This window comes from Acidovorax sp. 56 (genome assembly GCF_002749705.1).
Lineage (GTDB): Bacteria > Pseudomonadota > Gammaproteobacteria > Burkholderiales > Burkholderiaceae_C > Acidovorax.
The window spans coordinates 1,193,421-1,208,112 of record NZ_PEEV01000001.1 but is presented as its reverse complement, the minus strand read 5'-3'; the positions used below and the strand labels follow the sequence as shown (position 1 = coordinate 1,208,112).

Sequence of the window (14,692 nt, the reverse complement as noted above, 5' to 3'; positions counted from 1 at the left end):
TCCGTCTGTAGAAAGGCAACAGTGGACAAAACGGAGGGCTCAGCGCCGTTGGTGGAAACTCCCCACGCCAGCATGACCTGGATCGGGTAGCGGGGCGCGGTGCAGCGTGGCTGCGGGCCCCAGGGTATTTCTCAGTCACACACCGCGCATGGCAGCGGGACACCCCTGTTTCGTCCGGAAAAAACAATTACAGCACATCCTCTTTTGCCGCAGCTTGACCTGGCGCATAGGCCATAATTTTTGCCATGACTTCCTCTTCTTCAGGGCTCCACGCGGGCCGTCCACACGCACGCGTGTTGTCCCGTTATGCGCGCGTGTTGTCCATTGCCGGCTCGGACAGTGGCGGTGGCGCAGGCATCCAGGCCGATCTCAAAACCTTCAGCGCCCTGGGCTGCTACGGCATGACGGCCATCACCGCCATCACGGCACAAAACACCTGCGGCGTCACGGGCATCCATGGCGTGCCGCCCGACATGCTCAAGGCCCAGATCGATGCTGTGGTGCAAGACATTGGCGTGGACGCGGTGAAGATCGGCATGCTGCATTCGCCCGACGTGGTGCGTGTGGTGGCCGATGCCATTCGCACCTACCAGTTGCCCCATGTGGTGCTGGACCCGGTGATGGTGGCCACCAGTGGCGATCGGCTGATTGCGCAGGAGACCGTGGGCGTGCTGGTGCAAGAGCTGTTTCCGCTGGCCGAGGTGGTGACCCCCAATCTGGACGAAGCAGGCTGGCTGCTGGGCCGCAGCCTGCAAGACGCCGATGCGCTGGAGGCCGCAGCGCAAGACCTGCGTGCATTGGGCGCGCAGGCGGTGCTGCTCAAAGGCGGGCACTTGCCGGGCGATTGGGTGGTGGATGTGCTGTCGATGCCCGGTGCACCGCGGGTGCACAAACTGCAGTCGCAGCGCATTGCCACGCACAACGGGCATGGCACCGGGTGTACGCTGTCGTCGGCCATTGCGGCCCACCTGGCGCTGGGGCTGCCATTGCAGCAGGCGGTAGAGCAAGCCCGCAGCTACATCCTGGGTGCGATTGCCGCCGGAGCCGATGTGACCACGGGGCGCGGCCATGGGCCGCTGAACCACGGCTACGCGCCGGTGGCGCAGCGGGTGTTTGCCGGTTCTTAATGATTTTGGCCGCTAGCGCTTATTGATAAAGCGCGAGCAGCTCATAATTTGATAGCGATCAGCGCACCTTGGGCCGGGTGGCCCAGGCCAGTGCAAAGCTGAATGCCAGTGCTGGCAAGGCCGATCCAGCACCCGGCAACACCTTGGGCGCCAGGTGGTACACCGCGATGCCCGCCAGCCACAGGATGACGGGCAGGGCGTTCACCACCCGGGCCTGCGCCAGCAGCGTGGGGGCGTGGGCGCCAAAGGCCAGGCGGCCCAGGATGACGCCGAACAACGGCACGAACACCGAGCTGAGCAGCAGCAAGAACGGCTCCAGGCTGTGCATGGGCAGCACTAGGGCGAGGCCCGTGCACAGTGCGGCTACTGCCAGCCCCCAGCGGCGAATACTCCAGCGTGGCAACAGGCTGTGGGCCGATACGGCGCCGGAGTACGCATCGCCATAGGCGTTGTCCACCTCGTCGATCAGGATCAGCGACAGGGCAATGAGCCCGCCCTGTGCCAGCAGCAGCGCTTGCACCAGGTCGGTGGAAGGGAGCGTCAACGCCACGAGCACGCCCAGGCTGTAGCACCACATGTTGGCCAGCGCGTAGCCCAGCCAGGTGCCACGCAGGGCCGCGCCGCCGCTCTTGCCATGGCGGGCGTAGTCGGCCACCAGCGGCAGCCACGAAATGGGCATGGCGATGACCAAATCCAGTGCGGGCAGCACGCCCATACCGCCTTCGCCCTGGCGGTTCCACAGCGCGCTAAAGCCCCGGGCTTGCGCCAGCGACACAAACTGCCAGCTCAGCCACAGCAGCGACAGCACCACCAGTGGCAGGGCCACCCGGGCAATCACCTTGCGCACCAGTTGCACCATCGATCCGCTGATGAGCAGCATCACCACACCGCCCCACAGCAGCGTGGCCAGCACAGGCCACTGGGCCCCTTGCAGGCTGCCGGATTGCTGCCCAATCGCCACGGTGGCGTCGCGCATCACCACCAGCTCAAACGTGCCCCAGCCCACCAGTTGCACGATGTTCAGCACGATGGGTAGGCTGGCAAAGCCCCGGCCATACACCGCGTGCATCAGCCCCGCGCTGGCCAGGCCGCTGTCGCAGCCCAGCTTGGCCACCCAGCCCAGCAGGCCCGCGCCCAGCAAAGAGCCCGCCACAATCGCCCACAAGGCCTCCTGGGTGCCCAGTGCGGGCATCAGGTAGGCGCCGACCTGCATCACCAGCAGGCCCACACCCAGGCTGAACCAGAGTGATGCGTGGTCGTGCCACTGGAAGACGCGGCGCTCGGCAGGCACGGGCACCAGGGCCTCGTTGACTGCCGATGAAGTGGGGGCGGGGGGGAGTGATGAAGTCATGCAAAAGCTCCGCAGCGGTCTGTTTGGTCGGGTAACTACAGCGCAGGGGGCAACGCCCGCCCTGGCGCTGCCCGGTGCGGGGCATGGCTGTGGCGTAACGGCTTCCCTGCGCGAGGATGATCTCGGGCCCATGTCTGTGGACTGGGCGCAGTCAGGTTCAAAGGGACTCTCTCAGCCTGCAGCTTGCGCTGCAGACACCCCTAGCAGGCATTGGCGGCCGGAGGCCATCCAATGCGGGGTGGATTGTAGGTCTATGCCGCTGCAGACTCAGGCAGGGTTTAAGTCACGGGCCACTGCAGGCGCAGTCGGCTTTCAAAGTGGCGCTCCTGCCCGGTCAGCGGATCGGTAAAGCGCAGCGACCGGGCCAGCAGCTGCAAAGGGCGCGAGTAGTCGCCTTCGGGCGGGTCGTTCACCTCGGGGTAGAACGGGTCGTTGCGCAGCGGCAGGCCCAGCGCGGCCATGTGCACGCGCAACTGGTGGCGTTTGCCGCTGATGGGCTCCAGCCGGTACAGCGCCCAGGAGCCTTGTACGGCCTGCACGGCCATGTGCGTGTGGCTGTTGGGCTCGCCGGGCACTTCCTGCATGCGGAAAAACTGGGGAGATTCCTCCATGCGGCTGCGGTGTTCGCGCGGAAACGTGAGGTGAGCGTTCCAGGGCGCTACAGCGTCGTAGGCCTTGGCCATGCTGCGCTCTCTGAACAAGGCCTGGTACGCGCCCCGCGTGCGCTGCTGCACCGATAACAGCACCAGCCCCGCCGTGTCACGGTCAATGCGGTGCAGGGGCGATAGGTCGGCCAGGCCCAGTTGCCGCTTCAGGCGCACCAGTAGCGATTGCTGCACATAGCGCCCCGTGGGCGTGACGGGCATGAAATGCGGCTTGTCGGCCACCAGCAGGTGCTCGTCTTGGTATAGCACTTGGTGTTCAAAGGGCAGCTCGGGCTCGCCCGGCAGGTGGCGGTAATAGAACAGGCGCACGCTGCCTTTCACTGCTTGCTCAGGGCGCGCAGGCTGGCCCTGGGCGTCCACCACATCCCCAGCAAGCATGCGCGCACGCCATTCATCGTGGCCCACCCCGGGCAAGTGGGCGGCCAGCCGGTCGAGCAGGCTGCCGTGGCCTTGCTGGGGCAGCACCACGCAGCTGGGGCTCACGCCATCGCGCATGGGCAGGGGGCTTTCAGGGGTGTGGGGGCGGTTCAAGGCTTCAGAGGGCAGGGGCTTGCCAAGCTGGATGGGGCTCGAAAAGCATAGCACCGTGACTTACGCGCTGGGGGGCGTTGCCCCGCCGGTGGTGCCGCCGCTTTTCTCTTTGAATTCAAGGGTTAACACCAATGGCGCCTGTTGTAAAAAATCTCCTTTTACAAAAAATTGATATGGATCAACGCTATTTTTGTAACTAAGATGTAAGCAATTCTTGCTAAATGATGAATTAAATAATAAATTTGATAAAAGCAAGCAATTCTTCAAGGACTTCCATGACCACTTCCGCCCAGCGTTCCGTCGCTTTCAAGCTCTCATTGGCTGCTCTGGTGAGCTTATTGCTGGTCTTGTTTAGCACCATGACCTTGGTGAGCTTGTTCATCTGGCAAGACTTTGGTGGAGTGTCCCGCAACGATGCGCGCCAATACGCGGCCCAGGTGCGCACGCTGGTGCAGAGCTTTGATGAAACGGCCCAGGACCAGGCCAAGCGCGACTTCGTGTTGTTCAAGTCCCGCTTCACGGGCGACTTCAGCGTGGAAGAGCAGCCCGGTGCGGATGGCAAGAAGGAGGCGGTTCTGAGTTTTCAAGGTGCGCCGCTGAACGGCAACTTTGAGGGAGTCGACCGCTTTACCAAAGACAGCGCGGGCGCCATTGCCACCATTTTTGCCCGCACGGGGGACGACTTCATGCGCGTGACCACCTCCCTCAAAAAGCAGGATGGCGAGCGCGCCTACAAAACCCTGTTGGACCGCAACCACCCCGCTTACGCCCTCATGCAAGAGGGCAAAACCTACATTGGCCGCGCCAGCCTGTTTGGCAAGGAATACATGACGGTGTACGAGCCCATCCGTGAGGGCAACCGCACGATTGGCATTCTGTTCATCGGCACCGACATGGGGGGCATCCTGGGCAAGCTGGCCCAGGTCATGGGCTCGCAAAAACTGTTTGAGAGCGGCGCGGTGTACGCGGTGAACGTGTCCTCGGGCCCCGCACGCGGCCGCACATCGGGCTTGGCCGATGCCCCGGTGGTGGATGAAAAGACCGAAGACGGCAAAGCCTGGCTGGCCCGTTTGACCGAGAAAGACCAGACCAGCGATTTCGAGACGCTGTGGTCGCCCCGCCTGGGTGCGGGCAAGCAGCAGCGCCAGTTTGTGGCCGCAGAGCGCTACAAGCCCTGGAACTGGGTCATCGTGGCCGAAGCCCCCTTGTCCGAGATGATGGAAGATGCCCGTGCGGTGCTGATCTGGCTGTGGGTGGGCGTGTTGGCGGCACTGGCCATCCTGACGGTGGTGCTGGTCTATGCCACGCGCCGGCTGGTGGGCCAGCCCGTGCAGCAGCTCAGCACAGCGCTGGTGCATTTGTCGCAAGGCGATTTGACGCACGCGGTGGACATCCGATCGAACGACGAGATTGGCGCGCTGGGCCAGGCCATGGAAGGCTTTCGCCAGCGCCTGGTGCAAAGCCTGGGCACGGTGCGCCGCAGTGCCGAGAGTGTGTCGTCCGCCAGCAGCGAGATCGCGCAGGGCAATCATGACCTGTCGGCACGCACCGAGACGCAGGCCAGCTCGCTGGAAGAAACCGCCGCCAGCATGGAAGAGCTGGGCTCCACCATCCGCCACAACGCAGACAACGCTTCGCAAGCCAGCCGCCTGGCGGCCAGCGCCAGCCAGGTGGCCGCACAAGGCGGGCAGGTGGTGGCGCAGGTGGTCAGCACCATGCACAACATCAATGGCAGCAGCCAGAAGATTGCCGACATCATTGGCGTGATTGACGGCATTGCTTTCCAGACCAACATCCTGGCGCTGAACGCCGCCGTGGAAGCCGCGCGTGCAGGCGAGCAGGGCCGGGGCTTTGCCGTGGTGGCCAGCGAGGTGCGCAACCTGGCGCAGCGCACGGCGGCCGAGGCCAAGGCCATCAAGGAGCTGATTGGCGCCAGCAGCGCCATGGTGCAAGAAGGCTCGGTGCTGGCCGACAAGGCGGGCACCACCATGGGCGAGGTGGTCAGCTCTATCCAGCGGGTGGCGGACATCGTCTCTGAAATCAGCGCGGCCACGGGCGAGCAAAGCGCCGGGGTGGGGCAGGTGGGCCAGGCGGTGACGCAGCTTGATCAGGCCACCCAGCAAAACGCGGCGCTGGTCGAAGAAATGGCCGCCGCCGCCAGCAGCCTGCGCACCCAGGCCGAGCAGATGGTCGAGGCCGTGGCCCAGTTCAAGCTGGGGCAGGAGCCTGGGCAGTATCGGCAACTGGGGCGCTGAGGGATCGGCTTTTGCTATTGAATCAATAGCTGCTAGCGCTTATGAATCAAGCGCTAGAGCCCAAAAAGTCTCTCAATCAGAGATTGGTGGGATGGTCTTGGCGGCGGATTTTTGCAACGCCCGCACCTGCTCGGCCAGCCGCTGCACGGTCAAGGGCGCGCACCCCTCGGCATGGTTGCTGATGGTGACGTAGGCGTTTTGCCCCGCCGCCGTGATGCCTGCAATCACCTTGGCCAGCGCCGCGTGGGTGTCCGGGTCCAGGTCGTGCAACCGGTCGTAAGGTGCGTATCGCCGCTCGGCGTCTTCGTAGCCGTAGGGGCCGTGCAATGCGTTCAGGTTCCAGCGGCACACCAGGGGCGTGGGCCACAGGGCGCGTAGCAACGGAAGCTGCTGCGCCAGCGGCGGCAGCTTGGGGTGCAGGCCCAGGCAATAGGTGGCGCCCGCACCGCGCAGCACAGCGGCAAATTCAGGGGTCAGCCACTCCGGGTCTCGCACCTCCACGGCAATGACGCCGTCGCTTGCCTGGGGCTTGAGCGTTGGCAGCGCGTGCAGCAAATCCCGCAGCTTGCCCAGCAGCAGGGGCATGCGGTCCAGCCACGCCATGGGCAGGGGGCTGAGCTGGAACACCAGCGCGCCTAGCTTGTCGCCCAGCCCTGCTAAGGCGGGCTCTACAAACTCGGTGCAGGCCAGGGCGGGGTCCAGAAACGCCGGGTTGGGCTCGCGCCCCCGGCCATCTTCGGTGCGCACCAGTGCGTCGGTGACCAGGCTGGGCGCCTTCACGACAAAGCGAAAGTCTGCCGGTACCTGCTCGGCATAGCGCTGGTACTGGCTGACGGTGAGGGGACGGTAAAAGTTGCGGTCCAGGCTCACGGTGCGCAGCAGCGGGTGGGCGGCATAGGCGGCCAGGCCTTGTTTGGACAGCTGCGTCTCGGCGTACTCCGCATCCCACACCAGCCCGGCCCAGGCGGGGTAGGTCCATGACGAGGTGCCCAAGCGCAGCCGCTGGGGCAGAGCGCCTGCCAGTGTGTGCAAGGCTTCGTCCACGGTGACCGGGCGCACGCCCAGCCCCTTGCTCCGTGGTGTCGCCGGTGGTGCGGAGAGGGGGGCGGCTTTGCCAGGCTGCCCATCGGTGGCCTGGCGGTTGGGGGGCGTGGGCACGGCTGGTGTGCCAAACAGGTCTTCTTGCATCCGCTGGAGGGCTAGGGTAGTTGTAACAACCGGGGTCGGTTGGCGATGTTAGCCCGCAGTGCGCTGTGGCAAACTCGCGCGCTTCGCGTTTCGTTTGTTTGACGTGGCTTACGCAAACCGGTTCTCATGCAAGCGTTCGCCCCTGGGCGAGGCTGGTATGGCAAGCCGATGGCGTAAGTCCCATTTGAGTCTCAGAGAGTTTGCCCACACATGCAGCAGATCATTCGGCAACTGGCCGCAGAAATCAAAGTAGGGGAGCAGCAGGTACGCGCCGCCGTCGAGCTGCTGGACGGCGGGGCCACGGTGCCCTTCATCGCGCGCTACCGCAAGGAAGTCACCGGTGGGCTGGACGATATCCAGCTGCGCGAGCTGGAAGCCCGTCTGTCTTACCTGCGCGAGCTGGACGACCGCCGCGCTGCCGTGCTCAAGAGCATTGACGAACAAGGCAAGCTGACCGACGCGTTGCGCGCAGCCATTGCCGCCGCGCCCACCAAACAAGAGCTGGAGGACATCTACCTGCCCTTCAAGCAAAAGCGCCGCACCAAGGGCCAGATGGCCCGCGAGTTTGGCATTGAGCCCCTGGCCGACAAGCTGTTTGCCGACCCCACCCTCGACCCCGCTGTGGAGGCTGCTGCCTTCACCAAGCCGCCTGAAGTGCTGGACGACGGCAAGACGGGCGCCGATTTTTCGACCGTGCCTGCCGTGCTCGATGGCGTGCGCGACATCTTGAGCGAGCGCTGGGCCGAGGACGCCGTGCTGGTGCAAGGCCTGCGCGAGTGGCTGTGGGCCGAGGGCCTGCTGCGCAGCAAAAAGGTCGAAGGCAAGAACGAGAACGACCCCGAGGTCTCCAAGTTCCGCGACTATTTTGAATACGACGAGCCCATCGGCCGCGTGCCATCGCACCGTGCGCTGGCGGTGTTCCGGGGGCGGGGGCTGGAGATTCTGGAAGCCAAGCTGGTGCTGCCGGTGGAGCCTGAGCCCGGCAAGCCCAGCATCGCTGAAGGCAAGATCGCCCTGCACCTGGGCTGGAGCCACGCGGGCCGCAAGGCTGACGACCTGATCCGCAAGAGCGTGGCCTGGACTTGGCGCGTGAAGCTGAGCCTTTCGACCGAGCGCGATCTGTTCGCCCGCCTGCGCGATGACGCCGAGAAGGTGGCCATCAAGGTGTTTGCGGACAACCTGCGCGACCTGCTGCTGGCCGCACCTGCGGGCCCGCGCGTGGTGATGGGGCTGGACCCCGGCATCCGCACGGGCGTGAAGGTGGCTGTGGTGGACGACACCGGCAAGCTGGTGGAGACCGCCACGGTGTTCCCCCACGAGCCGCGCCGCGACTGGGAAGGCTCTCTGCACACCCTGGCCAAGCTGGCCGAGAAGCACGGCGTGAACCTGATTGCGATTGGCAACGGCACCGCCAGCCGCGAGACCGACAAGCTGGCCGCCGACCTGATCAAGCTGGCTGCCAAGGCCGAGCGCGCCATCGAGAAGGTGGTGGTGAGTGAAGCCGGTGCGTCCGTCTATTCCGCCAGCGAATACGCCTCGCAAGAGATGCCCGACGTGGACGTGAGCCTGCGGGGTGCGGCCTCCATTGCACGCCGCTTGCAAGACCCGCTGGCCGAACTGGTGAAGATCGACCCCAAGAGCATCGGCGTGGGCCAGTACCAGCACGATGTGAACCAGAGCGAGCTGGCACGCACCCTGGGCACGGTGGTGGAAGACTGCGTGAACTCGGTCGGCGTGGACCTGAACACGGCCAGCGTGCCGTTGCTCAGCCGCGTGTCGGGCCTGTCGGGCAGCGTGGCCAAGGCGGTGGTGCGCTGGCGCGAGGCCAATGGTGCGTTCAAGAGCCGCAAGCAGCTCATGGATGTGGCGGGCCTGGGTGCCAAGACCTTTGAGCAGAGCGCGGGTTTCTTGCGCATTCGCGGTGGCGAAAACCCGCTGGACATGACCGGCGTGCACCCCGAAACCTACCCGGTGGTCGAGCAGATCATGGAAAAGACGGGCAAGCCGGTGGCCGAGATCATGGGCCGCTCTGACATGCTCAAGACCCTCAAGCCCGAGCTGTTCGCCAACGAGAAGTTTGGTGTCATCACCGTCAAGGACATCCTGGCCGAGCTGGAGAAGCCCGGCCGCGACCCGCGCCCCGACTTCAAGGTGGCGCGCTTCAACGACGGTGTGGAAGACATCAAGGACCTCAAGGAAGGCATGATCCTTGAAGGCACGGTGAGCAATGTGGCCCAGTTTGGCGCCTTCATCGACCTGGGCGTGCACCAGGACGGCTTGGTGCATGTGAGCCAGCTGGCGCACAAGTTCGTGAACGACGCGCGCGAAGTGGTCAAGACCGGTGACATCGTCAAGGTCAAGGTCATGGAAGTGGATGTGGAGCGCAAGCGCATCGGCCTGTCGATGAAGCTGGACGCCGCACCGCGCCAGCAGGGTGACCGGGGTGCACCGCAGGGCAACCGCTTTGAGGGGGCAGGGCGCGGCTACGCGCAGCCGCAGCGCCGCGCGCCCGAGCCTGCGCAACAGTCGGCCATGGCGTCGGCGTTTGCCAAATTGCAACAGGCCAAGGGGCGTTAAAAGCGCACAGGGGCGTTTCGGCCATTGAATGCGGGTGGCAGGGCCATAATCGCCGCAACCACCACCGAGGCGCCCCCGAACCCATGGAGCTCAATGCCCTGCTAGCCCAACCCGTGGCGTTGCCGAGCCTGCCGCGCACGGTGGCGCTGCTGATGAACGAGTTGGCGCACCCCCAACCCAGCCTGCGCCGGATCAATCTGCTGTTTGGCTCTGATCCGGCCCTGGCTGCGCGCTTGCTGGAGCTGGCCAATTCGCCCGCGCTGCAAATGCCCCGCCAAGTGGCTGGGATCTCTGAAGCCCTGGCGCTGCTGGGCAATGCCCAGGTGCGTGCACTGGTGGCTGCGTCCACCCTGGGCACGGCGGCCCGCTCGGTGCCGGGCATCAATTTGCAGCAGTTCTGGCGCTACAGCCTGCACACCGCCAAGCTGGCCCGGTCTCTGGCGGGGGTGGTGTTTCAGCACCCCACGGCGGCCTACACCGCGGGCTTGCTGCATGGGCTGGGCGAGCTGGTGATCCATCTGGCCAGCCCCGACCGCGCGCAGTCCATCAACACCCTGGTGTCGCCGCTGGACATGCGCCGTGGCAAGGTGGAGCAGCGGATCTTTGGGTTTTGCTACAGCCAGGTATCGGCCGCACTGGCCCGCCGCTGGTTGCTGCCGCAGGTTGTGGTCGATGCCCTGCAGTACCAGTCCGCCCCCTTTGAAAACACGGCCTACGAGCCGCTGGCAGGCGTAATCCACCTGGCCGCCTGGCGCGTGCGTGCCCGCGAGGCACAGTACTCTGAACGCGAGCTGGCAGTGTCCTTCCCGGGTGAGGTGGGGCTGGTGCTGGGGCTGGACATCGACATGGTGCTGCAGCAAGACCCCATCGACTGGACGGTGCGCCCGGACGCTGCGGACTACATGGTTTAGAGCGGCTGGCCAAACGCATCTCGCCAGAACCGCTTCACTGGGTTTTTCGGTTGCTCCTGGCCCGCAGTCAGCGCGGCGTGCGCTGCGACAATCAGCGCCATGAAAGCATTGAGCATCCATGCCGGGCCGCGCGCCCTGGAGCACCTGACCCAGCAGGGCCTGCAGCCACGCGACGTGGGCGTGGTGCCTGCCGCAGCGGGTGGCCCCAAGGGGCTGATTCTGGGACCGCTGGACCGTTTTATCTTTGGCCATTGGCTGGCCCAGTCGCAGCAGCCGGTGCATCTGGTGGGTGCCTCGATTGGCGCGTGGCGCATGGCCACGGCCTGCCTGAACGACCCCGTGGCCGCCTTGCTGCAATTGGAAGACGCCTATGTGCACCAGCACTACGAAGTGCTCCCTGGCAAAAAGCGCCCGCCTGCATCGCATGTCAGCGAGCGTTTTGGCCAGAGCCTGCAAGCCTTTTACGCCGGGCGCGTGGACGAGGTGCTGCAGCACCCCCGCTACCGCCTGCACCTGATTGCTGCGCGTGGGCGCCACCTGTTGCGGCGCGAGCACCCGGTGGCCACGCCGCTGGGCTACCTGGGTGCCTTTATGAGCAATGCCGTGCACCGCAAGGCCCTGGGCGCCTGGCTGGAGCGGGTGGTTTTTTCGTCCTCGCAAGGTGGCGAGCTAGGCGGGGCTGAAACGCCAGCGCTGCCTTTTGGCACGGCAGACTTTCGCACCCGACAGGTGCGGCTGGCGCATGCCAACTTCATGGATGCCTTGCAGGCCAGCTGCTCCATTCCGTTTGTGCTGCAGGCGGTGCACCACATCGCGGGCGCCCCGCCCGGGGCTTACTGGGATGGCGGCTTGACCGACTACCACATGCACCTGGCCTACAACACGCACCAAGGCAGTGGTTTGGGTGCTATTGAAAATATAGCTGCTAGCGCTGATTCAGAAAGCGCTAGCGGCCAATTCCATTCAAAGAAGGGTGTGGCGGCGTCAGACCAAGGGGCGGGCCTGGTGCTGTACCCGCACTTTCAGCACCAGGTGGTGCCGGGCTGGCTGGACAAGGGCCTGCGCTGGCGCCACCGCAGCACCGCCGCGCTGGACACCATGGTGGTGCTGTCGCCCCGCACAGAGTGGGTGAAGACCTTGCCCAACGCCAAGCTGCCGGACCGCCAGGACTTTATGCACTACGGCCACGACACGGCGGCCCGCGCCAAAGCCTGGCTGACCGCCACGGCGGCTGCACAGCAACTGGCCGATGAGCTGGCCCAATGGCTGGAACGGCCTGACCCGGGGGCGGTGCAGCCGTTGTGACCAAGGTCTTTTCAGGGCAGCACCAGCGTTGAGGCCACGCTGCGCCGGTAGCTGCGCGCCCAGTCGGCCACCTCGCCACCGGGCATGGGGTGGGCGATGGCGTAGCCTTGCACCACCTGGCAGCCCAGCTCGCGCAGCCGGGTGCAGTGGGCGGGGGATTCGGCCCCTTCGGCCACCAGGGTGTGGCCCAGGGCCTGGGCCATGGCCACAGCGGTGCTCACCACCGCGGCATCCTCGGTGCTGTGCAGCACCGCGCCAGCAATTGATCGGTCAATCTTCAGCGTGTCCGCGGGCACCTGGGCTACCCAGGCCAGGGTGGCTTTGCCAATGCCAAAGTCGTCAATCGCCCAGCGCACCCCCAGCGTCTGGTGGCAGTGCTGCATCAGGGCTTGCAGGGCCTGGGGCTCGTGCAGCCCTGCGCTCTCTTGCACCTCCAGCTGCAGCAGGTGGGCGGGCAGTGGGGCAAACAGGGCCAGCAGGTCTTGCAGCCGTGCGGCAAAGTTGCTGCGCAGCAGGTGCTGCGTGGCCACGTTCACCCCCACGGTCCAGTCCAGCCCTTGCGCGTGCCACAGCCGCAGCTGGGCCAGGGCCTCGGTCAGCACCCATTCGCCCAGTTCGGCCGCCAGGTCGGCGTCGTCGATCAGCGGAAGAATCTGCTCTGGCCCTTGCAGGCCGCGCTCAGGGTGTTGCCAGCGCAGCAAGGCCTCCACGGCCACGATCTGGCCGTTGGCCAGGTTGACCTGGGGCTGGTAGTGCAGGCGCATTTCGCCGGTGCGCAGCGCCTGAGCGATGCGGGTTTGTTGCGTGTGGGGGGTTTGCAGCGCGGCATCGTTTTGTGCGTCAAAAAAGCGCACTTGCTGGCGGCCTGCCTGCTTGGCCTGGCACATGGCCTGGTCGGCCTGGCGCAGCAATGTGGTGGGGCAGGCCTGCAGCTGCGGGTACACGGCCACGCCTATGCTGGCGGTGATGTGCAGTTGCAGCGCATCGATGGCATAGGGTTGCCCCAGTTGCTCCAGCAGTTGGGCAGTGCGCGCCTCGATGGCTTGCAGGTGGGGCTGGTGCCCCAGCAGCAGCACAAATTCGTCTCCGGCCATGCGGGCCACGGCGTCGTGCGGGCCGGCAAAGGCGCGCAGACGCAAGGCCACTTCGCGCAGGGCGCGGTCGCCGGTGGCGCTGCCGTGCTGCTGGTTCAGGCGCTGGAAGTGGTCCAGGTCGATCATGCACACGGCCAGCAGGGTGCCTTGCTGTTGCGCGGTGAAGAGGGCATGCGTGAGGCTCTCGGCCAATGCCGCCCGGTTGTGCAGGCCGGTCAGTGCATCGTGGTGCGACTGCCAGGACACCTGGTGGCGAAAGTGCCTGCTTTCGGACACATCGTGGAACACCAGCACGCAGCCCACGGCCACGCCGTTGCTTTTGCGGATGGTGGAGGCGGTGTATTCAATGGCGTAGCGCTCGCCCGAGCGGTGGATCAGGATCGGGTGTGCGCGCGGTGGGCTGTCTGCAAGGGCGGTGATTTCTGTCTCTTGCGCATCTGCATTCAGCGGCGGGTGCAGTGCATCGGCCAGCCTAAAGACCTCTTCCAGGGGCCGCCCCATGGCCTGGTGGACCTTGCAGCCAGTGAGGAACTGGGCCGTCTCGTTGATGGTTTCGATGGTGCCGTGCAGGTCGGTGGTGATGATGCCATCGCCCCCTGGCAAATGGGGCGCAGCGGCGTGCGCCTGGCTCAGCGCCTGCCGGGTGCGCTGCCGGTCGCTGGCCGTGACCAGGGTGCCTATGGTTCCGGGGATAGGGGCTGCGGGTGGCTTGGCGGGTGTGGGCTGTGCGTCCGGTGTTGGTGGGGTCTGCGCTTGCAGTGCGAGAGGGGGTTGTGGAAGGGCCGCGGGCTGAGCTTCATCTGTGGCCATGGGCAGGGGGCTTTGAAACAGGCGCTGCCATTCTTCGCGCACGTCCAGGCACACGCCGTCGCTGCGGCGCACGGTCACGGGCATGGGGGCGGCTTCAATCAGCAACTGTGCCAGCTCCAGTTGCTGTGCGTGCCGTTGCAGACTGTCTTTCTGGCCCTGCACCTGGGTCTGCAATTGCAGAGCCGTGGCGTTGAAGCTGTGTGCCACGGCGCGCTCTGAGGGTGATCCCCGCTCCTGCATCCTGGCCGTGAGGTGGCCGCGTTGCAATTGGCGGTGTGCGTGCAGCAGCCGCCGCATCAGGCCCACATGCTGGTGCACCAGCCAGGCCAGCAGGGTCAGCACAAACACCACGTTGAACAGCGATATGCCGGTCTGCACCTGCAGGTTGTCCCAGATCTGGTCCACCAGCACATGGCTTTGCAGCGCAATCTTCAGGCGGGCCACCGTGCCGTCGGGCAGGGTTTCGCTCAGCTCCAGGGTGGGGGGCTGCACTTGGACCCATTTGGCAAACCAGGCGGGCGCGTCAGGCGTGCCTGGGGGCTTTTGGGCCGAGACACCCGTGCGGCCCTGCACTTGCCATTGCACGGTGTACAGCGAGGAGGCAAAGTACACCGTGCTGTCTTGCAGCACGCGCTGTGCTTGTTCGGGCTGGTCTGGCGGCAGGCGCTTGAGGGCCGTGAGCAAGGCGCCGCCGATGCGCGTGGCCTCTGCCTGGGCGCGTTCGTGGGCAGCGGTCACCTCGGACTCGACCATGTAGTGGTAGCGCACTGCGCTGACCGCCAGAATCACCAAAAGCAGCGGGACAAAAACGCGCAGGTAGACGCTGCGGGCTTGCCACGGCGTCTTGGGCGTTTCTTCGGAGAGGGGCATGGGGTCGG

General features: G+C 65.6%; 9 protein-coding genes and 1 riboswitch. Of the genes, 5 read left to right on the top strand and 4 right to left on the bottom strand.

Going from position 1 to position 14,692, the window contains the following annotated elements; all coding sequences use genetic code 11:
* Nucleotides 1–42: 42 nt before the first annotated feature.
* Nucleotides 43–177: riboswitch (TPP riboswitch) on the bottom strand.
* Nucleotides 178–245: 68 nt separating this feature from the next.
* Nucleotides 246–1,127 (top strand): bifunctional hydroxymethylpyrimidine kinase/phosphomethylpyrimidine kinase, encoded by an 882-nt coding sequence (gene thiD, locus CLU88_RS05240; RefSeq protein WP_099655686.1) that lies wholly within the window; start codon nt 246–248, stop codon nt 1,125–1,127.
* A gap of 58 nt (nt 1,128–1,185) precedes the next feature.
* Here the strand turns inward: thiD and CLU88_RS05235 are convergent, their stop codons facing one another.
* The gene (locus CLU88_RS05235; RefSeq protein WP_099655685.1) at nt 1,186–2,478 is read right to left on the bottom strand and encodes a cytosine permease; all 1,293 of its coding nucleotides are present in this window, start codon (nt 2,476–2,478) and stop codon (nt 1,186–1,188) included.
* A 278-nt stretch (nt 2,479–2,756) separates the two neighbouring features.
* The gene (locus CLU88_RS05230) at nt 2,757–3,674 is read right to left on the bottom strand and encodes a pseudouridine synthase (RefSeq protein ID WP_369827602.1); all 918 of its coding nucleotides are present in this window, start codon (nt 3,672–3,674) and stop codon (nt 2,757–2,759) included.
* A 275-nt stretch (nt 3,675–3,949) separates the two neighbouring features.
* On the opposite strand from CLU88_RS05230, the gene CLU88_RS05225 reads away from it, so the two are divergent.
* Nucleotides 3,950–5,929 carry a Cache 3/Cache 2 fusion domain-containing protein gene (locus tag CLU88_RS05225; RefSeq protein ID WP_099655683.1) on the top strand — a complete coding sequence of 660 codons (1,980 nt, stop codon included), beginning with the start codon at nt 3,950–3,952 and terminating at the stop codon, nt 5,927–5,929.
* A gap of 72 nt (nt 5,930–6,001) precedes the next feature.
* Here the strand turns inward: CLU88_RS05225 and CLU88_RS05220 are convergent, their stop codons facing one another.
* Nucleotides 6,002–7,117 (bottom strand): DUF72 domain-containing protein, encoded by a 1,116-nt coding sequence (locus CLU88_RS05220; RefSeq protein ID WP_099655682.1) that lies wholly within the window; start codon nt 7,115–7,117, stop codon nt 6,002–6,004.
* Nucleotides 7,118–7,327: 210 nt separating this feature from the next.
* Here CLU88_RS05220 and CLU88_RS05215 point away from each other — a divergent pair, with 210 nt between their 5' ends.
* The 3 genes from CLU88_RS05215 (at nt 7,328) to CLU88_RS05205 (ending at nt 11,910) form a co-directional block, all read left to right on the top strand.
* Nucleotides 7,328–9,694 (top strand): Tex family protein, encoded by a 2,367-nt coding sequence (locus tag CLU88_RS05215; RefSeq protein WP_099655681.1) that lies wholly within the window; start codon nt 7,328–7,330, stop codon nt 9,692–9,694.
* Nucleotides 9,695–9,777: 83 nt separating this feature from the next.
* A complete protein-coding gene (locus CLU88_RS05210; RefSeq protein WP_099655680.1) occupies nt 9,778–10,605 on the top strand; it encodes an HDOD domain-containing protein in 828 nt (275 codons plus the stop codon).
* A gap of 99 nt (nt 10,606–10,704) precedes the next feature.
* Nucleotides 10,705–11,910, top strand: a complete 1,206-nt coding sequence (locus CLU88_RS05205) for a patatin-like phospholipase family protein (RefSeq protein WP_099655679.1) — start codon at nt 10,705–10,707, stop codon at nt 11,908–11,910.
* 11 nt (nt 11,911–11,921) lie between these two features.
* Here the strand turns inward: CLU88_RS05205 and CLU88_RS05200 are convergent, their stop codons facing one another.
* Nucleotides 11,922–14,684 (bottom strand): GGDEF domain-containing phosphodiesterase, encoded by a 2,763-nt coding sequence (locus CLU88_RS05200; RefSeq protein ID WP_143225951.1) that lies wholly within the window; start codon nt 14,682–14,684, stop codon nt 11,922–11,924.
* Nucleotides 14,685–14,692 lie beyond the last annotated feature (8 nt).